The sequence below is a fragment of the Paracoccus sp. Z118 genome (assembly GCF_019061185.1).
Classification (GTDB): Bacteria; Pseudomonadota; Alphaproteobacteria; order Rhodobacterales; family Rhodobacteraceae; genus Paracoccus.
Genome location: NZ_JAHQZU010000006.1, coordinates 189,869 through 208,046, shown reverse-complemented (window position 1 = coordinate 208,046; position 18,178 = coordinate 189,869). Strand labels below are relative to the sequence as shown.

Sequence of the window (18,178 nt, the reverse complement as noted above, 5' to 3'; positions counted from 1 at the left end):
CTTGCCGGCACATCAGCAGGAGCCCCGCATGCCCATCCCCGACGCCGCCCTTTCCGAACTGCGCGAGATCCTGGGCGACCGGCTTTCGACCTCCACCGCCGACCGCGAGCAGCATGGCGGCTCGGAAACCTTCCACCGCGCGCCGCCGCCCGATGCGGTCGCATGGCCGCTGACCACGGCGGATGTCTCGGCCGTGCTGCGGGTCTGCAACGCGCACGGCGTCCCGGTGATCGGCTGGGGCGCGGGCACTTCGCTCGAAGGCCATGCGCTGGCGGTCCGGGGCGGGGTGACGCTGGATCTGACGCGGATGGACAGGGTGCTGGAGGTGCGGCCCGGCGACATGCTCGCGGTCGTCCAGCCGGGGGTCACGCGCGAGGCGCTGAACACCGAGCTTCGCGCGACCGGGCTGATGTTCCCCATCGACCCCGGCGCCAACGCCACCATCGGCGGCATGGCCGCGACCCGCGCCAGCGGCACCACGGCGGTTCGCTATGGCACCATGCGCCCCAACGTGCTGGCGCTGGAGGTGGTGCTGGCGGATGGCCGCATCATCCGCACCGGCTCGCGCGCGGCCAAGGCCAGCAACGGCTATGACCTGACCGGGCTGATGATCGGCTCGGAAGGCACGCTCGGGATCATCACCGAGCTGACGCTGCGCCTGCACGGCCAGCCTGAGGAGGTCGCGGCGGGTGTCTGCGCCTTCCCCACGCTGGAGGACGCGGTGGAATGCGTCGCCATGACCATGCAGGCCGGCATCAAGATGGGCCGGATCGAGTTCATGGACCCGATGGCGATGAAGGCGGTGAACCAGCATCTCGGCTCGGACTACCCGGAGGTGCCGCATCTGATGGTCGAGTTCACCGGCAGCCCCGAATCCGTCCGCGCCGATGCGGAAGGCTTCGGCGCGCTGGCCGAGGAATGCCACGGCCAGGGCTTCCGCTGGGCCACCACGCAGGAAGAGCGGAGCAAGCTCTGGGCGGCGCGGCATCAGTCCTACTGGGCCGCGCTGAAGCTGCGGCCCGGCGCGACCGGCGTCGTCACAGATGTCTGCGTGCCGATGACCGAACTGCCCGCCCAGGTGGCCGCCGCCGCCGCCGACATGGAAGCGGCGGGGCTGATCGGCGATATCGTCGGCCATGTGGGCGACGGGAACTTCCACACGCTGCTGCTGGTGGACCCGGACAGCCCCGAGGAGATCGCGAACGCCAAGGCCGCCGCCACCCGCATGGCCGAAAGGGCGCTGGCGGTCGGCGGCACGATCAGCGGCGAGCATGGGATCGGCATCGGCAAGCGTTCGCTGATGGCGGCCGAGCATGGCGAGGGATGGCAGGTCATGGCGACGATCAAGCGCGCGCTCGACCCGAACAACATCCTCAACCCAGGCAAGCTGGTGCCGGACCTGAACTGAGCCCCGGCTCCTGGACCTGCCTGCCCTGACGGCTTCGTGATCGCGCCGTTCACGCGGCCGCGATGACGCTGCACCCGCCCTGTGGAATAAGTCGGGAAACAAAAACGACCCGAGGGGCAGGCAAAGTGAAGAAGCTTCTGAAGATAGCGGCAGTGCTGTCGCTGGCGGTTCTGACGGCGTGCGGCGGCGGCGGGGGGCCGCGCGGCGCGACCCATGTCGGCGGCGCGGTGCCGGCGCTCGGCGATACCAAGCCGCATGTCTGGACCAGCGGCCATCCCTACAACCTGCCGGTCCACGGCGTGGACGTCTCGCGTTATCAGGGCGATGTCGATTGGCACGCCGCGCGCCGTGCGGGCATCCAGTTCGCCTTCATCAAGGCGACCGAGGGGGGCGATCACGCCGACCCGGCCTTCCGCCGGTTCTGGGCGCAGACCCGCGCCGCCGGGATTCCGCGCGGGGCCTATCACTTCTACTACTTCTGCCGCGGGGGCGCCGAACAGGCCGCCTGGTATATCGCCAACGTCCCGAGGGAACGCGGATCGCTTCCGCCCGTTGTGGATCTGGAATGGGTCCACACGTCGCGGACCTGCCGGTACAAGCCGTCCCCGGCGGAGATTCATCGTGAGGTAGGCATCTTCATGTCGGTGCTGCAGCAGTATTACGGTCAGCGCCCCGTGGTCTACACGACGGTCGATTTCTACCGCGAGGCCGACATGCGCAACTTCCCGGCCGAGTTCTGGCTGCGGTCGGTCGCGGACCACCCGCGCCGGACCTATCCGGGGGCGCGCTGGACGTTCTGGCAGTATTCGGGCACGGGCACTGCACCGGGCTTCAGCGGCAACGTGGACCTGAACGCGTTTTTCGGGAGTCCGTTGCAATGGCGACAGTGGGTGAACAGACGGTCGGTCCGCTAAGGCAGCGGCTGAACAGGGTCAGGGTGCTCATCGAACCTTCCGGGCAGCAGGCCTCCACGGCGACGCTGTGGACGGAGCTTCTGGTCCTGTTCGTGGCGATTCCGGTCGCCATCGCCCTGTTCCTCGACCCCAACCTGATGATCGGCGCGCTGCTGGTCTTCAGCATCCTCGGGCTGCTGCTGATCTGGCGCACCGGCAATTTTCGCTGGCACGAGATGGCCTGGGGCTGGGGAAAGATCCGCTGGGGCCGCACGCTCGCCTTCACGCTGCTGGTGGCGGGCGTCAGCCTGCTGGTCATGCGCGCCACCCATCCGGGCTTCGTGCCGAACCTCTCGCCCCAGAGGCTCGGCTTCCTGCTGATGCTGTGGCTGCTTTACCCGATCTTCTCGGCCTTCCCGCAGGAGCTGATCTTCCGCGTCCTGTTCTTCCACCGCTACGCCCCGCTGTTTCCCACGCGGCGGGCGGCGCGGCTGATGAACGCCTTCATCTTCTCGCTCGCGCATCTGATGTACTGGTCGCCGGTCGTCGCGGTCATGACCTTCGTCGGCGGCTGGATCTTCGCGGATGTCTATCTCAAGCGCGGCCTTCCCGCGGCCTGGCTGCTGCACGCCATCGCCGGGAACGTGCTGTTCACCATGGGGATGGGCGAGTTCTTCTGGTCCGGCAACGTGGTGCGGCCGTTCTGACGCGTTCACCTTGACTTCGCACCCCGCAGCAAGTGTATGCGGGGCCGGATGATCGAAGGGAACCGACCGATGAGCGCCTATCGCAGCCACACCTGCGGCCAGCTGACCGCCGCCGATGCCGGATCGCAGGTCCGCCTGTCGGGCTGGGTCCACCGCGTGCGCGACCACGGCGGCGTCCTGTTCATCGACCTGCGCGACCATTACGGCATCACCCAGGTGATCGCCGACAGCGACTCGCCCGCCTTTCCGGTGCTGGAGAAGCTGCGCGCCGAGACCGTCATCCGCATCGACGGCAAGGTGAAGCTGCGCGATGCCTCGCTGGTCAACCCCAAGCTTCCGACCGGCGAGATCGAGGTCTATGCGACCGAGGTGGAAATCCTCGGCCCCGCCGACGACCTGCCGCTGCCGGTCTTCGGCGACCACGACTACCCCGAGGAAACGCGCCTCGCCTATCGCTTCATCGACCTGCGCCGCGAAAGCCTGCACAACAACATCATGCTGCGCTCGCGCGTGGTGAAATGGCTGCGCGACGCCATGTGGGATGCGGGGTTCACCGAGTTCCAGACCCCGATCATCACCGCCTCGTCGCCGGAAGGGGCGCGCGACTTCCTCGTGCCCTCACGCCTGCATCCGGGCAAGTTCTACGCGCTGCCGCAGGCGCCGCAGCAGTTCAAGCAGCTCATCATGGTGGCGGGCTTCGACCGCTATTTCCAGATCGCCCCCTGCTTCCGCGACGAGGACCCGCGCGCCGACCGCTCGCCGACCGACTTCTACCAGCTCGACATCGAGATGTCCTTCGTCGAGCAAGCGGACGTGTTCGCCGCCACCCAGCCGGTGATCCAGGGCCTGTTCGAGGAGTTCGGAGGCGGGCGCCGCGTTGACGCCGACTGGCCGCTGATCCCCTATGCCGAAAGCCTGCGGAAATACGGCACCGACAAGCCCGACCTGCGCAACCCGATCGAGATGGTTGACGTGAGCGATCACTTCCGCGGCTCCGGCTTCGGCATCTTCGCCAAGCTGCTGGAGCAGGAGGGGACCGAGATCCGCGCCATCCCCGCGCCCGGCGGCGGCTCGCGCAAGTTCGCGGACCGGATGAATGCCTTTGCCCAGCAGCAAGGGTTGCCGGGGATGGGGTATATCTTCTGGCGGAAGCGGACCGCTCACCCAATCCACAGTATCGGCTCCCAATGGGTCGAAAGCGGTGAGGTCGACGAGGACAAATTGAAGTCATTCTTGGAGGTCGCCGACGCACAAGGCGAAGACCTCACGATTGAATGGCTGAAGCGTATCGCTTCATTGCTTCGATCAGGTGATACACTTGACAAATCAGATGCCCAAAAGCTGATCGATGTGCATTTTGGCGCTATCGAGGCTGCCGGTCCCATTGCGAAAGCACTTGGACCTGAGAAGAGCGAAGAAATCAGGGTAAGCTTGAACTTGGGGAAAGATGACGCCGTGTTCTTCCTCGGCGGCAGGCCGTCGGACTTCGAGGCCGTCGCGGGGCGGGCGCGCACCGAGATCGGGCGCGAGCTGAACCTCATCGACGAGGATCAGTTCAAGTTCGTCTGGATCGTCGATTTCCCGATGTATGAACGCAAGGACGACGGCAGCATCGACTTCAGCCACAATCCCTTCTCGATGCCGCAGGGCGGGCTGGAGGCGCTGAACGGCGATCCGCTGGAGGTGCTCGGCTACCAATACGACCTTGCCTGCAACGGCTACGAACTCATCAGCGGCGCGATCCGCAACCACAAGCCCGAGATCATGTTCCGGGCCTTCGAGATCGCCGGCTACGGCCGCGAGGAGGTCGAGAAGCGCTTCGGCGGCATGGTCAAGGCGTTCCGCTATGGCGCCCCGCCCCACGGCGGCTGCGCGGCGGGGATCGACCGGATCGTGATGCTGCTGGCCGACGAGCAGAACATCCGCGAGGTCATCATGTTCCCGATGAACCAGCGGGCCGAGGACCTGATGATGGGCGCCCCGTCCGAACCGACGAACGAGCAGTTGCGCGAACTGCGCCTGCGGGTGCTGCCGAAGGACGCCTGAGCGGCGGCTCGCGGGTCATGAAACCGTGACGTGCCACCGCGCCCCCGCGGTGGCATAACGCCCCTGCGCGCGCCCCAACCCGCAGGAAATCGATCTTGACTCCCGACTTCCCCCACCTCGCCGCGATCCGGCTGGGCTACGGTCTTTCGCCGCTGACGCCCGCCCCGGCGGACCCGCAGGCGGTGCTGCGCTCGGTCCCCGAGGCGGCCGCGCCGGACGGCTGGACGACCCCGATGGCGACCGACGCGCAGCGGCAATTCGCCGCCTCGCGCCGCCAGCGCAATGCGGGCGAGATCGACACCGAGGAGTTCCGGCGCATCCAGTCGGACCTCAACCACCAGCGCCTGTCGGTCCTTCAGCGCCGCGTCGCGCGGGCGGTGGACGCGCCGGCGGGTTTCGGCGAGCGGCTGGTGCAGTTCTGGACCGGCCATTTCGCCACCGTCGCCCGCAACGCCCCCGGCCACATCATGTCCGGCGCCATGGTGGACGAGGCGATCCGCCCGCATCTGAACGGTCATTTCGCCGACCTGCTGTTCGCCGCCGACACGCATCCGATGATGCTGAACTATCTCAACCAGTCGGGCAGCGTCGGCCCGCGCTCGGTCTTCGCCCGCCGCCGGCCTGAGCGTGCGCTCGGGTTGAACGAGAACCTCGCCCGCGAGGCGCTGGAGCTGCATAGCCTGGGCGTCAGCGCGGCGTATTCGCAGGCCGACGTGCGGGAACTGGCGGAACTGCTGACCGGCCTCACCTACGACCAGCGCAAGGGCCGCCACTATCGCCCGGACGCGGCCGAGCCGGGGGCCGAGACGGTGCTGAGTGAAAGCTATGGCGGCCCCGGCACCTCCGGGATGGACGAGATCCGCCGCGTCTTCGGCAACCTCGCGCGCCATCCGGCGACCGCCGCGCATCTGTCGCGCAAGCTGGCGATCCATTTCGCCGCGGACGACCCGCCGCCCGATCTGGTCGCCGCGCTGGAGGCGGTGTGGCTGGAGACGGGGGGCGATCTGGCGCAGGTGAACGGGGCGCTGGTCAGCCACCCGGTGCTTGCGGCGAATCTCCGCGCCAAGGCTCGCCAACCCTTCGACTTTCTGGTAACGGCCCTGCGCGCCTTGGGGCTGGACGGGGCCGCCATCCTGGCGCTCGATCCCAAGCGGGCGAACCAGGCGCTGTGGCATCCGCTGACGGCGATGGGTCAGCCCTTCGCGCAGCCGCGCGGGCCGGACGGCTGGCCCGAGCTTGCCGCGGCGTGGATCACCCCGCAGATGCTGGCGGCCCGGATCGGCTGGGCGCTGTCCCAGCCGGCGCGGCTCTGCGATGCGCTGCCAGATCCCCGCGAACTGGTGGAAACCGCGCTCGGGCCCGCCGCCTCGGGGGCGCTGCGTTGGGCGGTGCCCAAGGCCGAGAATGCGCGCGAGGGGGTGGCGATCATCCTCGCCTCCGCCGATCTCAACCGCCGCTGAACGGAGGACGCCATGCTCAGCCGCCGCTTCCTGCTGAAATCCGCCGCAATGGCCGCCTGCTCGGCGGCGGCGCATCCGCTGATGTCCACGATAACCTTCGCCTCGGTTCCCGGCGACAACCGGCTGGTGGTGATTGTCTTGCGGGGGGCGATGGACGGGCTGGACGTGGTGCAGCCCTATGGCGATCCCGGCCTGCGGGCGCTGCGCCGCAGCCTGTCGCCGGGGCCCGATCAGGGGGCGATCGACCTTGATGGCTTCTACGCCCTCCATCCCGCGCTTTCCCCGCTGCTGCCGTTGTGGCAGGCGGGCGAGCTGGGCTTCGCCCATGCGGTCGCGACGCCCTATCGCGACAAGCGCAGCCATTTCGACGGGCAGGACGTGCTGGAGGCTGGATCGGGCAACGACGTTCCGGTGGACGTCCGGCGCGGCGGCTGGCTGAACCGGCTGCTGCAGGCGATGCCGGGGGTGCAGGCCGAGACGGCGTATTCGGTCGGGTCCGAGCAGATGCTGATCCTGTCGGGGCAGGCCCGCGCGCTCAGCTGGGCGCCCGATGCGCGGCTGGCGCTGTCGGCGCAGGCGCAGCTGCTGCTGGACGCTGTCTATCACGACGATCCGCTGTTCCGCGAGGCGGCGGCGGACGCGGCCGAGATCGGGCTCGATCTGGGCAGCGACGGTCGCAGCAGGGGGCAGACCGGGGTGCGGCTGGCCCGCTTCGCCGCCGACCGGCTGAACGGCGAGACCCGGATCGCCGCCTTCTCGTTGTCCGGGTGGGACACCCACGCGCGGCAGGGTGCCGTGCTGGGCCGGACGCTGGGCGGGCTGGCCGAGACGATCCTCGCGCTGAAGGAAAGGCTGGGGCCGAACTGGGGCCGCACGACGGTTCTGGCCCTGACCGAATTCGGCCGCACCGCGCGCGAGAACGGTTCGGCCGGAACCGATCACGGCACCGGCGGGGCGATGCTGATGGCGGGGGGCGCGGTCCGGGGCGGGCGCGTCCATGCCGACTGGCCGGGCCTGGCCGATGACGCGCTGTATCAGCAGCGCGACCTGATGCCGACGCGGGATGTCCGGGCCTATGCGGGCTGGGCGATGCGGGGGCTGTTCGGCACCGCGCCGGGGCTGATCGAGGACACCATCTTTCCCGGCCTTGATCTGGGCCCCGATCCGCGCATCCTGCGCTGAGTTGCTGCGCGCCGCCAAAAGGACCCCGACATGAACGCCAGTGAAGCCTCTGCCCGCATGACCGGCGAAGTGCCAGCCGCGGCGGGGCGCCCGCTCGGCCCGCCGGTCATCGGCTTCACGCCGCCGCCCGCCCCCGGACCGGACCGGATCGAGGGGCGGTTTGTGGCGCTGGAGCGGCTGGACCCCGCCCGACACGCGGCTGACCTGTTCGCGGCGAACGAGGGGCACGACGAGGTCTGGGACTATCTTGCCCAAGGCCCCTTCGCCACGCTGGAAGATTATCGCCTCTGGCAGGCGGGCGCGGCGGGCAAGGGCGATCCGTTCTTCTACGCCCTGCGGGAGACCGCCAGCGGGCGGGCGCTCGGCGTGGCGTCGTTCATGCGGATCGACCGCGCGAATGGCGTGATCGAGATCGGCGGCATCCAGATCGCCCCCGCCCTGCAACGGACCCCCGCGGCGTCCGAGGCGATCATGCTGATGATCGGCTGGGCGTTCGGTGCCGGCTATCGCCGGGTCGAGTGGAAATGCAACGCCCTGAACGCGCCTTCGATGCGGGCTGCCGAGCGTTACGGCTTCGCCTATGAGGGCACGTTCCGCAATCACATGGTCGTCAGGGGCCGCAGCCGCGACACCGCGTGGTGGGCCATGACCGATGCCGACTGGCCGCTGATCGCCGCCGCGCAGGCGGCATGGCTGGACCCTGCGAACTGCGACGCCGAGGGACGCCAGCGCCGCGATCTCCGGGCGATCCGCGCCGAGCTGGCGCGGACCGAGGCCGGTCAGCCGCTCAGGACACGGCCGCCAGCCGGTCCTGCACCAGCCCGCTGATCCGCGCGAGATCCGCCGCGAGCGCCCGCCCCGCCGAATGATCGCGCGCCAGCGCGGTCGCGGCATCTTCCAGCCGGGGATCGTGCGAGGACCGGGCCACCCCCGCCAGGAACCGGGCGATATAGTCGATGCAGTCGGTGCTTTCCGCCGTCGCCAGCACCTCGGCCACGTGAACCAGATCGTCGCGCAGCGCGCCGCTGTCGGGGATGATCGTGTCGTCCACCACCAGCCGCAGCCCGGTGGGCCGCGCCTCGGGCGGCAGGTTCGACAGGATCGCGTGCTGGAACGCGGCGAGGCTTTCGACGGGCTTCGCCAGAAACCCGTCTGCCCCCGCCGCCATCGCCACGGCCTCGTTGTCGGGATCGCCCGACATGCCCAGCAGCACCGGCACCCGCGGGCTTGCCGCCGCCGCGGCGCGGATCAGCTCGGCCCCGTTGCCGTCCGGCAGGCCGAGATCGACGATCACCACCGCCGGGCGATAGGCCGCCATGTGCCGCCCGGCCGAGCGCAGGCTGTCCGCCCGCCGGATCCGCGCGCCCGAGCGCAGGCAGAGCAGCCGCACCGCCTCGGATGCCAGCCGCGAATCCTCGACCACCAGCACGGTCAGCCCGGTCAGCGGCCGACCGGGCAGGGCCGCGCGCCACAGCGGCGCCGCGTCGTCGCGGGTGATCGGGTGTGTCCTGTCGTCCATCGTCGAACCTCCTGTCCAACGGCCCCTGACGTTTTCGGCGTCGAATCGGCCATGAGGTGACGTTAGTTCAGCCCTGCCTAATGCGGGGTTAACGCTGGCGTCCCCCAAGCCCCTTTCGCTTCGCGCCGCCGGGGCGTAGAACCTGCGCCGAACGCGCTCGGAAAGGAACTGCCATGATCGGTCGTCTCAACCATGTCGCCATCGCGGTGCCGGACCTCGAGGCGGCCGCCGCCCGCTACCGCGACACGCTCGGCGCGACGGTGCGCGAGCCGCAGGACGAGCCCGATCACGGCGTGACCGTCGTCTTCATCGAACTGCCGAACACCAAGATCGAGCTGCTGTATCCGCTGGGCGAGAACAGCCCGATCGCCGGCTTTCTGGAAAAGAACCCCTCGGGCGGCATCCATCACATGTGCTACGAGGTCGAGGATATCCTCGACGCCCGCGACCAGCTCAAGGCCGGCGGGGCGCGCGTTCTCGGCACTGGCGAGCCGAAGATCGGCGCCCACGGCAAGCCCGTCCTGTTCCTGCATCCCAAGGACTTCGACGGCTGCCTGATCGAACTGGAGCAGATCTGATGTCCATCACCTCCGCCGTCGTGCTTTTCGCGACTCTCTGGTTCCTCTGCCTGTTCCTCATGCTGCCGATCGGTCATCGCAGCCAGGAGGAGATGGGCGAGGTCGTGCCCGGCACGCCCGCCGGTGCGCCGCACAATCCGCGGCTGGGGCGCAAGATGATCTGGGCGACGCTGCTTGCGGCGGCGATCTTCGCCGTGGTCGCCTTCGTGATCTTCGCCGACATCATCACCCGCGCCGACATGACGGCGTTCAATCCGCTGGGCGTGTAAGCCCGTGGAACAGGTGGGTGAATGACGCCGCCGCCAGCACGGGCACGGCGATGTTCACCACCGGCACCGTCAGCAGCGCGGCGATGGCGACCCCGAGCGCGACGACGCTGAACCGCTCGATCCGCCGCAGCTCGTCCGCCTGATCGGCGGCCATGTGGCGGCGGGCGGCCATGGCGAAGAACTCGCGCCCCAGCAGCCAGCCGTTGGCGAGGTAGAAGGCGACCGGCGCGAGCGGGCCGAGGAAGGGCGAGGCGATCAGCAGCACCACCGCGATGCCGAGGGCCGCAGCGACGACGGCCAGCGATTCCAGCAGCCCGTCGAGGAAGTCGGTCGGCTCGCCGGCGCGCGAGGGATAGTGGATGCGCTCGACGCTTTCGGCGACCTGTTCGCTGAACAGCCCGGCAAAGCCGGCCGCGACGGGCGCCATCAGCAGGAAACCGATCACCGGGAACAGCGCCAGCGAGCCCCAGGACAGCGCGCCGCCGATCTCGACCGGGCCGATCCACGGAACCGTCACCTGATCGGGGCCGAAAGCGCGGATCGCCCAGAAAATCAGCGCCTGCAGGGCCACGAACAGCAGGATCGTCAGCCCCATGCCAAGCGCCACCACCCCGAAGATGCGAACTCGGAACAGGTCCGACATCCCGCGCATCAGGGCGAGAAGCGCGCTCACGCCAGCCAGGTGGTCAGCGAGGGCACGTCGGCGCGCGGACGGTCGGGGATCTCGGTCTCGCCGCGCGTGCCGATATGGACGAGGCCGACGACCCGCTCGCCCGGGTGGATGCCGAGATGCGCCTGCGCGAACGCGGCCTCGCAGGCGGGGCCGCTGAGCCAGGATGCGCCGTAACCTGCGGCCAGCGCCGCGTTCAGCAGCGACAGCGACACCGCCCCGGCCGAAAGGAACTGCTCCCATTCAGGGATCTTGGGGTGATCCACCGGCGCGGACACCACGGCCACGATCACCGGCGAGCCGAAGGCGGTGCGGGCCTTGGTCGCCGCCGCCTCGTCGCCGCCGTTGCGGGTGACGTGATCGGCCAGCAGCGGGGCGAGCCGGTCGAGGGTGGCCCGTTCCAGCACGACGAAGCGCCACGGGGTCAGCTTGCCGTGGTCGGGCACCCGCGCGGCGATGGTCAGCAGTTCCTCCAGCGCCGCGCGGTCGGGCGCGGGGCCCCGCAGCATCTTCGGAGGGTGCGACCGGCGGCGGCGCAGGAAATCGAGGGTGTCGTTGTCCATGTCAGTCTCCGGTCGCAGGGGCGGGGTCAGGCGCGCAGGATCGAGCGGCCGGCATATTCGGCGGTCGCGCCCAGCATTTCCTCGATGCGGATCAGCTGGTTGTATTTCGCCAGCCGGTCCGAGCGGGCGAGCGAGCCGGTCTTGATCTGGCCGCAGTTCGTCGCGACGGCGAGATCGGCGATGGTCGCGTCCTCGGTCTCGCCCGAGCGGTGCGACATCACCGAGGTGTAGCCCGCGCGGTCGGCCATGCGGATCGCGTCCAGCGTTTCCGACAGGGTGCCGATCTGGTTCACCTTGACCAGCAGCGAGTTGCCGCAGCCCTTGGCGATCCCCTCGGCCAGACGCTCGGGGTTGGTGACGAACAGGTCGTCGCCGACCAGCTGGACCGAGCCGCCCAGACGCTCGGTCAGCAGGCGCCAACCCTCCCAGTCATCCTCGGCGCAGCCATCCTCGATCGACAGGATCGGGTAGTCGGCGCAGAGCGCGGCGAGGTAGTCCACGTTCTCGGCGGCGGTCAGCGACCTGCCCTCGCCGGTCATCTCGTAGCGGCCGCCCTTGAAATATTCCGTCGCGGCGCAGTCGAGCGCCAGCATGATGTCGTCGCCGGGCGTGTAGCCGGCCTTCTCGATGGCCTTCAGGATGAAGTCCAGCGCGTCGCGGGCCGAGGAGAGGTCGGGCGCGAACCCGCCCTCGTCGCCGATGCCGGTGGACAGCCCCGCGGTGAGCAGTTCCTTCTTCAGCGTGTGGAACACCTCGGACCCCATGCGGACGGCCTCGCGGATGTTCTCCGCCGACACCGGCATGATCATGAATTCCTGGATGTCGATCGGGTTGTCGGCGTGTTCGCCGCCGTTGATGATGTTCATCATCGGCACCGGCAGGATGCGCGCGCCCGTGCCGCCGACATAGCGATAGAGCGGCTGGCCGGTCGCGTCCGCCGCGGCCTTGGCGACCGCCAGCGAGACGCCGAGGATCGCGTTCGCACCCAGACGGCCCTTGTTCGGGGTGCCGTCCAGCTCGATCATCAGCCGGTCGATGGCCAGCTGCTCGGTCGCGTCCTCGCCCACGAGGTTTTCCGCCAGCTCGCCGTTGACGGCGGCGACTGCTTCCAGCACGCCCTTGCCGAGATAGCGGCCCTTGTCGCCATCGCGCTTCTCCACCGCCTCATGCGCCCCGGTGGACGCGCCCGACGGCACGGCGGCGCGGCCCATCGTGCCGTCTTCCAGCGTCACATCGACCTCGACGGTCGGGTTGCCGCGGCTGTCGAGGATTTCGCGGGCGAAGATGTCGATGATGGCGGTCATGGGCGCGCTCCGGTCAAGGGGTTTGCGGGGTTGTAACCGGCGCGTCTCCAAGGGGAAAGGCCGTCGAGCCGCAGGCGAGCAATAAGGCGCACCGCTAACCGGAGTGGGGTTCGAGGTCGGCCCAGATCGGCAGGTGGTCGGACGCGCGGCGGGCCAGCGGCGTGTCATGCACCGCCGCCTGCACCACCCGCAGCCGGGGAGAGACCGCGATCCGGTCATAGCGAAGCTGCGGAAACGGCGCGGGCCAGCTTGGCCCCGGCGCGATCACGTCCAGCGGTTGCAGGGATTCCAGCCCCCGGTCGTCGCGCCATTCGTTGAAATCGCCGGTCAGCACCAGCGCCTCGGACCCGATCCGCGCCGCCTTGGCGATCAGCCGCGCCAGCTGCGCCCGCCGGGACGAACGGGCGAGGCCCAGATGGATCGCCACCACCGTCAGTTCCGGCAGCATCAGCGCGAGCGCACCGCGCGGCTCGATCCCCGGCAGCGGCAGGCGGCGCAGCCGCGCCTGTTCGGCCAGTTCGGGCCGCAGCAGCAGCGTCTGGCCGTGCCAGCCGAGCGATTGCGGGCTGGTGCCGACATGGGGGGCCGGAACCAGCCCGGTCATGTCCGCGATCAGGGCGCGCGGCAGCGCCTCGGGCCGGGCGCCGAAGCGGAAATCCACTTCCTGCAATGCCACGATGTCGGCCTGCATGTCGGCGATCACGGCCAGGTTCCGCTCGGGCGCGTGCGGGCCGGTCATGCCCCGGCACTTGTGCAGGTTATAGCTGGCCAGTCTGAACTTCATGCCGCCGTTTGTGCCATCGTCACGCAGGGAAACGCCAGCATTCAGGTGCCGCAGAAGGTCACGCGCACCTCCTGCCCGGCGCTCGGGGGCAGGGACAGGTCGTCCCATTCGGGGCGGGCGTCGAAGGGCAGGGCCAGCGCCTCGTTCAGCCGGTGGAAGGGCGCGAAATCGCCGCCCACCCCGGCGTCGATCACCTGCTGGATGCGGTGGTTGCGCGGGATGCGGGCAGGGTTCGCGCGGGCGGCGAGGTCCGGGTCGGGGTTCCGTGCGCGCCAGTCGGCCGCCCATGCCTTGAACGGCTCCGGGTCGGTGAACTCCGCCGCCGCTTCGCCGGTGACGAGGCCGCGGAAGACGCGGGTGAAATCGGCCTGCTGCGCGGCCATGACGTCCAGCAGCCGCTCGATCAGCGCGCGATCTTCCGGCGCGGGGTCCGAAAGCCCGAGTTTCGCGCCGAAGCGGCGCAGCCAGGCAAACTGGTAAAGCTCGGGGAAGGCGTGGACGATGGTGGTCGCCTCGGCCACGGCCTGCTGCTCCTCGCCCATGACCGGGATCAGGCAGCTTGCCAGCTGCGCAAGGTTCCACACCGCCACGCGCGGCTGTTCGGACCAGGCATAACGGCCCCCCCGGTCGATCGAGGAAAACACCGTGTCCGGGTGATAGCCGTCCATGAACGCGCAGGGGCCGTAGTCGATCGTCTCGCCCGACACGGCCATGTTGTCGGTGTTCATCACGCCGTGGATGAACCCCAGCGCCATCCATTGCGCGACGGTTTCCGCCTGCCGCGCGACGACCGCCCGCAGCAGGTCCATCGCGCCGGATGCGCCCGGATAGTGCCGCGCGATGACGTGATCGGCCAGTTGCTGTAGCCGCTCGGCGTCGCCACGGATGGCAAAGAACTCGAACGTGCCGACGCGGACATGGCTGGAGGCGACGCGCGTCAGTACCGCGCCGGGCAGGGCGGATTCGCGCAGCACCGTCTCGCCGGTGGTGACGGCGGCCAGCGCGCGGGTGGTGGGGACGCCCGCGGCGAACATGAACTCGCTGACGAGATATTCGCGCAGCACTGGGCCGAGCCAGGCCCGCCCGTCGCCCCGGCGCGAGAACGGCGTCGGGCCGGAGCCCTTGAGTTGGATGTCGAAGCGCGCGCCGTCCGGTGCCAAGACCTCGCCCAGCAGCACCGCCCGCCCGTCGCCAAGCTGGGGCACCAGCCCGCCGAACTGATGGCCGGCATAGGCCTGCGCAATGGGCTCGGCCCCTTGCGGCACGGCATTGCCGGCCAGCATGGCGACACCCTCGGGACCCGAAAGCCACTCGGCGTCCAGCCCCAGCCGCTCGGCCAGCGGGCGGTTCAGCGCGACCAGCGCCGGATCGCCGACCGGGGTGGGCGGGGTTCGCGAGAAGAAACCGGGCCCGAGCCGGGCATAGCTGTTATCGAAACGCGGTGCTGTCATGGCGTTGATCTGGGATCGCCGGGTGCGGTTTGGAAGATGGCGGCGCGAAAAAGCCCGCCGGGGTGCGGCGGGCTTTGCTTCGGCACGAGGGGTAATCTTCAGCGCAGCCCGAGCAGCGACAGGATGACAAGCACCACGACCACAAGGCCGACGATATAGATGATCGAGTTCATGAAGTTCTTCCTTGAGAGAGGTTGCGGCCCGAGGGCACCCATGTCCGCCAACGTGCCGTTATGGCTGCAAGTTCCCGCCCATGGTCGGGCAAACCGCTGATTTTGGCGCGGAAATCCCGATTGCCCGATCTGGTTGCGCGAAAACGCGCCCCGTATTACCCATGTCTGCTGGTATGAAGGGGCGCAACCGATGAAATTCCTCGACCTCGCCAAGGTCTATATCCGCTCGGGCGGCGGCGGAGCGGGGGCGGTGTCCTTCCGGCGCGAGAAGTTCATCGAGTATGGCGGCCCCGATGGCGGCGACGGCGGGCGCGGCGGCGATGTCTGGGCCGAGGGCGTCGAGGGGCTGAACACGCTCATCGATTTCCGCTATCAGCAGCATTTCTTCGCCAAGTCCGGCCAGCACGGCATGGGCGCGCAGCGCACGGGCGCGAGCGGCGACGACATCGTGCTGAAGGTGCCGGTCGGGACGGAAATCCTCGACGAGGATCAGGAAACCGTCATCGCCGACCTGACCGAAGTCGGCCAGCGCATCCTGCTGGCCAAGGGCGGCAATGGCGGCTTCGGCAACCTGCATTTCAAGACCTCGACCAACCGCGCCCCGCGCCGCGCCAATCCGGGGCAGGAGGGGATCGAGCGGACCCTGTGGCTGCGGCTGAAGCTGATCGCGGATGCGGGGCTCGTGGGGCTGCCGAATGCGGGCAAGTCCACCTTCCTTGCCGCGGTGTCGAACGCGCGGCCCAAGATCGCGGATTATCCGTTCACCACCTTGGTCCCCAATCTCGGCGTGGTCGGCATCGACGGGCATGAGTTCGTGATGGCCGACATTCCGGGCCTGATCGAAGGGGCGAGCGAGGGCAGGGGCCTCGGCGACCAGTTTCTCGGCCATGTGGAACGCTCGAACGTGCTGCTGCATCTGGTGGATGGCACGTCCGAGGACGTGGCCGCCGACGCGCGGACCATCCTGACCGAGCTTGAAGCCTATTCCCCGATCCTGGCCGAGAAGACGCGCGTCACCGTTCTGAACAAGATCGACGCGCTGGACGACGAGACCATCGCGGAGCGCCGCGCGGCGCTGGAGGACGAGACCGGCGGCGAGGTGCTGACCATGTCCGGCGTCTCCAAGCAGGGCGTGACCGAGGTGCTGCGCACGCTCTGGACCCGGATCGAGCCGACCCGCCGCGCGGAGCCGAAGGATCAGGGAACATGGCAGCCCTGATTCCCGACATCACGAAGGTCCGCCGTCTGGTCATCAAGATCGGCAGCGCGCTGCTGGTCGATGACGGCGGGCTGCGGGCGGGGTGGCTGCACGGCCTCTGCGACGACGTGGCGGACTGGCGCAGGCAGGGGGTGGACGTGATCCTCGTCTCCTCCGGCTCCATCGCGCTGGGGCGGCGGGTGCTGGACCTGCCTTTGGGTCCGCTGACGCTGGAACAGTCGCAGGCCGCCGCCGCCGTGGGCCAGATCCGCCTCGCCCGCGCATATGAGGAGATGCTGGCCCCGCATGGCGTCACCACCGCGCAGGTGCTGGTCACACTGGAGGATTCGCAGAACCGCCGCCGCTATCTCAACAGCCGCGCGACCATGGAAACGCTGCTGTCCCTCGGCGTGGTGCCGATCGTCAACGAGAACGACACCGTCGCCACCGACGAGATCCGCTTCGGCGACAACGACCGTCTGGCGGCGCAGATCGCCGTCACCTGCGGCGCGGATCAGTTGCTGCTGCTGTCGGACGTGGACGGGCTTTACACCGCCAACCCCAAGACCGACCCGGAAGCCCGCCACATCCCCGTGGTCGAGCATCTCACCGCCGAGATCGACGCCATGGGCGGCGATCCGGTCAGCGGGCTGAGCAAGGGCGGGATGAAGACCAAGCTGATGGCCGCCCGCACCGCCGTCTCGGGCGGCTGCGCGATGGCGATTGCCGAGGGTTCGGTCGAACGCCCCCTGTCCGCGGTGGCGGACGGGGCGCGGGTGACGTGGTTCCTGCCCGAGGGCGATCCGCAGGCCGCCCGCAAGCGCTGGATCGCGGCGATGAAGCCGCGCGGCGAGCTGGTGGTGGACGCCGGTGCCGTTCGGGCGCTGTCGCAGGGCAAGTCGCTGTTGCCCGCGGGCGTCGTCACCGTTGCAGGCAGCTTCGGGCGCGGCGATCCGGTGGTGATCCGCGACGATCACGGCGCGGCCGTGGGGCAGGGGCTGGCCCGCTACGATTCGGCCGAGACCCGCCGGATCGCCGGGCGGCGCAGCGACGAGATCGCGGCGATCCTCGGCTACGACCCCCGCGCCGCCCTGATCCACCGCGACGACATGGTGGTCGAGCGGGCGTGAAGCCTGCGATCTTGACACCTGATGGTTTCAGTAGGATATCGGTTCCAAGGCACAGCCAGGGGGCGACATCCCATGTTGATCTGTCACTGTCAGGGAATCAGCGACCGCGATATCCGCGCAACCGTTGCCTGGATGCGGGCATCGGACCCTGACACCGTCGTCACCCCCGGCAAGATCTACCACGCTCTCGGCAAGCGGGCCGATTGCGGCGGCTGCATGTCGCTGTTCGTGTCGTCCATGCGCAGCGCCCCCGGCTTTGCCGTCCCGTCCTGCGACGCCTTGCCGCCGCGCGAGGTTCCGGCCATCCTCCGCAACATGCGAATGAATGTTGCAGGAGAACGGAATGAAGGGCGATCCCAAGGTCATCGAGTATCTGAACAGCGCACTGCGGTCTGAACTGACCGCGGTCAGCCAGTACTGGCTGCACTATCGGCTGCAGGAGGACTGGGGCTACGGCAAAATCGCCGACAAGTCCCGTGCCGAGTCGATCGAGGAAATGAACCACGCCGACCGGCTGATCCAGCGGATCATCTTCCTGGAGGGTCATCCGAATCTTCAGAAGCTGGACCCGCTGCGGATCGGCCAGACCCTGCGCGAGACGCTGGAGGCCGACCTCGCCGCCGAGCACGACGCCCGCAAGCTTTACATGGAAGCGCGGCAATACTGCTCGGAGGTGAACGACCAGGTGTCGAAATCGCTGTTCGATGACCTGATCGAGGACGAGGAAGGGCACATCGACTTCCTCGAAACCCAGCTCCAGCTGTTCGACGAGATCGGCGGCCAGAACTACGGCCTGCTGAACGCCAAGAGCGCCGACAAGGTCGAGTGAACGATTCGGGCGGG

The 18,178-nt window shown here is 69.1% G+C and carries 19 protein-coding genes; 13 read left to right on the top strand and 6 right to left on the bottom strand.

The features are described 5' to 3' along the window. Nucleotides 1-28 precede the first annotated feature (28 nt). The 7 genes from KTN05_RS07475 to KTN05_RS07445 all read left to right on the top strand — a co-directional run bounded on the left by KTN05_RS07475 (nucleotide 29) and on the right by KTN05_RS07445 (nucleotide 8,524). Nucleotides 29-1,408 (top strand): FAD-binding oxidoreductase, encoded by a 1,380-nt coding sequence (locus KTN05_RS07475; protein ID WP_217328751.1) that lies wholly within the window; start codon nucleotides 29-31, stop codon nucleotides 1,406-1,408. Nucleotides 1,409-1,533: 125 nt separating this feature from the next. Next, a complete protein-coding gene (locus KTN05_RS07470) occupies nucleotides 1,534-2,322 on the top strand; it encodes a GH25 family lysozyme (RefSeq protein WP_371823296.1) in 789 nt (262 codons plus the stop codon). Nucleotides 2,323-2,345: 23 nt separating this feature from the next. Beyond that, nucleotides 2,346-3,008 (top strand): CPBP family intramembrane glutamic endopeptidase, encoded by a 663-nt coding sequence (locus tag KTN05_RS07465; RefSeq protein WP_371823295.1) that lies wholly within the window; start codon nucleotides 2,346-2,348, stop codon nucleotides 3,006-3,008. Nucleotides 3,009-3,077: 69 nt separating this feature from the next. After that, nucleotides 3,078-5,054, top strand: coding sequence for an aspartate--tRNA ligase (gene aspS, locus KTN05_RS07460; RefSeq protein ID WP_217328748.1), 1,977 nt, complete (start codon nucleotides 3,078-3,080; stop codon nucleotides 5,052-5,054). A gap of 95 nt (nucleotides 5,055-5,149) precedes the next feature. Then, nucleotides 5,150-6,514 (top strand): DUF1800 family protein, encoded by a 1,365-nt coding sequence (locus tag KTN05_RS07455; RefSeq protein WP_217328747.1) that lies wholly within the window; start codon nucleotides 5,150-5,152, stop codon nucleotides 6,512-6,514. A gap of 12 nt (nucleotides 6,515-6,526) precedes the next feature. Next, a complete protein-coding gene (locus KTN05_RS07450) occupies nucleotides 6,527-7,696 on the top strand; it encodes a DUF1501 domain-containing protein (protein ID WP_217328746.1) in 1,170 nt (389 codons plus the stop codon). A gap of 30 nt (nucleotides 7,697-7,726) precedes the next feature. Continuing rightward, nucleotides 7,727-8,524, top strand: a complete 798-nt coding sequence (locus KTN05_RS07445) for a GNAT family N-acetyltransferase (RefSeq protein ID WP_254368046.1) — start codon at nucleotides 7,727-7,729, stop codon at nucleotides 8,522-8,524. On the opposite strand, the gene KTN05_RS07440 is transcribed toward KTN05_RS07445, so the two are convergent. After that, complete coding sequence (locus tag KTN05_RS07440) at nucleotides 8,484-9,215, bottom strand: response regulator (protein WP_217328745.1); 732 nt, start codon at nucleotides 9,213-9,215, stop codon at nucleotides 8,484-8,486. The two genes, KTN05_RS07445 and KTN05_RS07440, sit on opposite strands and share 41 nt — an antisense overlap. 173 nt (nucleotides 9,216-9,388) lie before the next feature. Between KTN05_RS07440 and mce the strand changes: the two genes are divergently transcribed. Together mce and KTN05_RS07430 are read left to right on the top strand one after the other, a co-directional pair. After that, nucleotides 9,389-9,793 (top strand): methylmalonyl-CoA epimerase, encoded by a 405-nt coding sequence (gene mce / locus KTN05_RS07435; RefSeq protein WP_217328744.1) that lies wholly within the window; start codon nucleotides 9,389-9,391, stop codon nucleotides 9,791-9,793. Next, nucleotides 9,793-10,062: a DUF1467 family protein gene (locus tag KTN05_RS07430; protein WP_217328743.1), complete on the top strand. Its 270-nt coding sequence runs from the start codon at nucleotides 9,793-9,795 to the stop codon at nucleotides 10,060-10,062. Before mce ends, KTN05_RS07430 begins: the two co-directional genes overlap by 1 nt. Here the strand turns inward: KTN05_RS07430 and KTN05_RS07425 are convergent. The 5 genes from KTN05_RS07425 to KTN05_RS07405 form a co-directional block, all read right to left on the bottom strand. After that, nucleotides 10,043-10,735 (bottom strand): EI24 domain-containing protein, encoded by a 693-nt coding sequence (locus KTN05_RS07425; protein WP_371823294.1) that lies wholly within the window; start codon nucleotides 10,733-10,735, stop codon nucleotides 10,043-10,045. The two genes, KTN05_RS07430 and KTN05_RS07425, sit on opposite strands and share 20 nt — an antisense overlap. Then, the gene (locus tag KTN05_RS07420) at nucleotides 10,732-11,295 is read right to left on the bottom strand and encodes a nitroreductase (RefSeq protein WP_217328742.1); all 564 of its coding nucleotides are present in this window, start codon (nucleotides 11,293-11,295) and stop codon (nucleotides 10,732-10,734) included. Before KTN05_RS07420 ends, KTN05_RS07425 begins: the two co-directional genes overlap by 4 nt. Nucleotides 11,296-11,321: 26 nt before the next feature. After that, nucleotides 11,322-12,599: a phosphopyruvate hydratase gene (gene eno, locus KTN05_RS07415; protein WP_217328741.1), complete on the bottom strand. Its 1,278-nt coding sequence runs from the start codon at nucleotides 12,597-12,599 to the stop codon at nucleotides 11,322-11,324. Between the two features lie 94 nt (nucleotides 12,600-12,693). Further along, the gene (locus KTN05_RS07410; protein WP_217328740.1) at nucleotides 12,694-13,383 is read right to left on the bottom strand and encodes an endonuclease/exonuclease/phosphatase family protein; all 690 of its coding nucleotides are present in this window, start codon (nucleotides 13,381-13,383) and stop codon (nucleotides 12,694-12,696) included. Nucleotides 13,384-13,424: 41 nt separating this feature from the next. Beyond that, the gene (locus tag KTN05_RS07405; RefSeq protein WP_217328739.1) at nucleotides 13,425-14,834 is read right to left on the bottom strand and encodes a YdiU family protein; all 1,410 of its coding nucleotides are present in this window, start codon (nucleotides 14,832-14,834) and stop codon (nucleotides 13,425-13,427) included. A gap of 363 nt (nucleotides 14,835-15,197) precedes the next feature. Here KTN05_RS07405 and obgE point away from each other — a divergent pair, with 363 nt between their 5' ends. The 4 genes from obgE (at nucleotide 15,198) to bfr (ending at nucleotide 18,164) form a co-directional block, all read left to right on the top strand. Beyond that, nucleotides 15,198-16,226 (top strand): GTPase ObgE, encoded by a 1,029-nt coding sequence (gene obgE, locus KTN05_RS07400; protein WP_217328738.1) that lies wholly within the window; start codon nucleotides 15,198-15,200, stop codon nucleotides 16,224-16,226. Then, on the top strand, nucleotides 16,214-17,335 hold the full coding sequence (proB, locus tag KTN05_RS07395) for a glutamate 5-kinase (RefSeq protein ID WP_217328737.1): 1,122 nt from the start codon (nucleotides 16,214-16,216) through the stop codon (nucleotides 17,333-17,335). Before obgE ends, proB begins: the two co-directional genes overlap by 13 nt. A gap of 72 nt (nucleotides 17,336-17,407) precedes the next feature. Then, the gene (locus KTN05_RS07390) at nucleotides 17,408-17,731 is read left to right on the top strand and encodes a bacterioferritin-associated ferredoxin (protein ID WP_217328736.1); all 324 of its coding nucleotides are present in this window, start codon (nucleotides 17,408-17,410) and stop codon (nucleotides 17,729-17,731) included. Further along, nucleotides 17,679-18,164 carry a bacterioferritin gene (gene bfr, locus KTN05_RS07385; protein ID WP_217328735.1) on the top strand — a complete coding sequence of 162 codons (486 nt, stop codon included), beginning with the start codon at nucleotides 17,679-17,681 and terminating at the stop codon, nucleotides 18,162-18,164. Before KTN05_RS07390 ends, bfr begins: the two co-directional genes overlap by 53 nt. The last annotated feature ends 14 nt before the right edge of the window (nucleotides 18,165-18,178 follow it).

Bases quoted from the DNA above. Each gene is read 5' to 3' on its own strand.
- KTN05_RS07475 (WP_217328751.1), top strand. From the start codon at position 29: ATGCCCATCCCCGACGCCGCCCTTTCCGAACTGCGCGAGATCCTGGGC.
- aspS (WP_217328748.1), top strand. From the start codon at position 3,078: ATGAGCGCCTATCGCAGCCACACCTGCGGCCAGCTGACCGCCGCCGAT.
- KTN05_RS07450 (WP_217328746.1), top strand. From the start codon at position 6,527: ATGCTCAGCCGCCGCTTCCTGCTGAAATCCGCCGCAATGGCCGCCTGC.
- KTN05_RS07445 (WP_254368046.1), top strand. From the start codon at position 7,727: ATGAACGCCAGTGAAGCCTCTGCCCGCATGACCGGCGAAGTGCCAGCC.
- KTN05_RS07440 (WP_217328745.1), bottom strand. From the start codon at position 9,215: ATGGACGACAGGACACACCCGATCACCCGCGACGACGCGGCGCCGCTG.
- mce (WP_217328744.1), top strand. From the start codon at position 9,389: ATGATCGGTCGTCTCAACCATGTCGCCATCGCGGTGCCGGACCTCGAG.
- KTN05_RS07430 (WP_217328743.1), top strand. From the start codon at position 9,793: ATGTCCATCACCTCCGCCGTCGTGCTTTTCGCGACTCTCTGGTTCCTC.
- KTN05_RS07420 (WP_217328742.1), bottom strand. From the start codon at position 11,295: ATGGACAACGACACCCTCGATTTCCTGCGCCGCCGCCGGTCGCACCCT.
- eno (WP_217328741.1), bottom strand. From the start codon at position 12,599: ATGACCGCCATCATCGACATCTTCGCCCGCGAAATCCTCGACAGCCGC.
- KTN05_RS07410 (WP_217328740.1), bottom strand. From the start codon at position 13,383: ATGAAGTTCAGACTGGCCAGCTATAACCTGCACAAGTGCCGGGGCATG.
- KTN05_RS07405 (WP_217328739.1), bottom strand. From the start codon at position 14,834: ATGACAGCACCGCGTTTCGATAACAGCTATGCCCGGCTCGGGCCCGGT.
- obgE (WP_217328738.1), top strand. From the start codon at position 15,198: ATGAAATTCCTCGACCTCGCCAAGGTCTATATCCGCTCGGGCGGCGGC.
- proB (WP_217328737.1), top strand. From the start codon at position 16,214: ATGGCAGCCCTGATTCCCGACATCACGAAGGTCCGCCGTCTGGTCATC.
- KTN05_RS07390 (WP_217328736.1), top strand. From the start codon at position 17,408: ATGTTGATCTGTCACTGTCAGGGAATCAGCGACCGCGATATCCGCGCA.
- bfr (WP_217328735.1), top strand. From the start codon at position 17,679: ATGAAGGGCGATCCCAAGGTCATCGAGTATCTGAACAGCGCACTGCGG.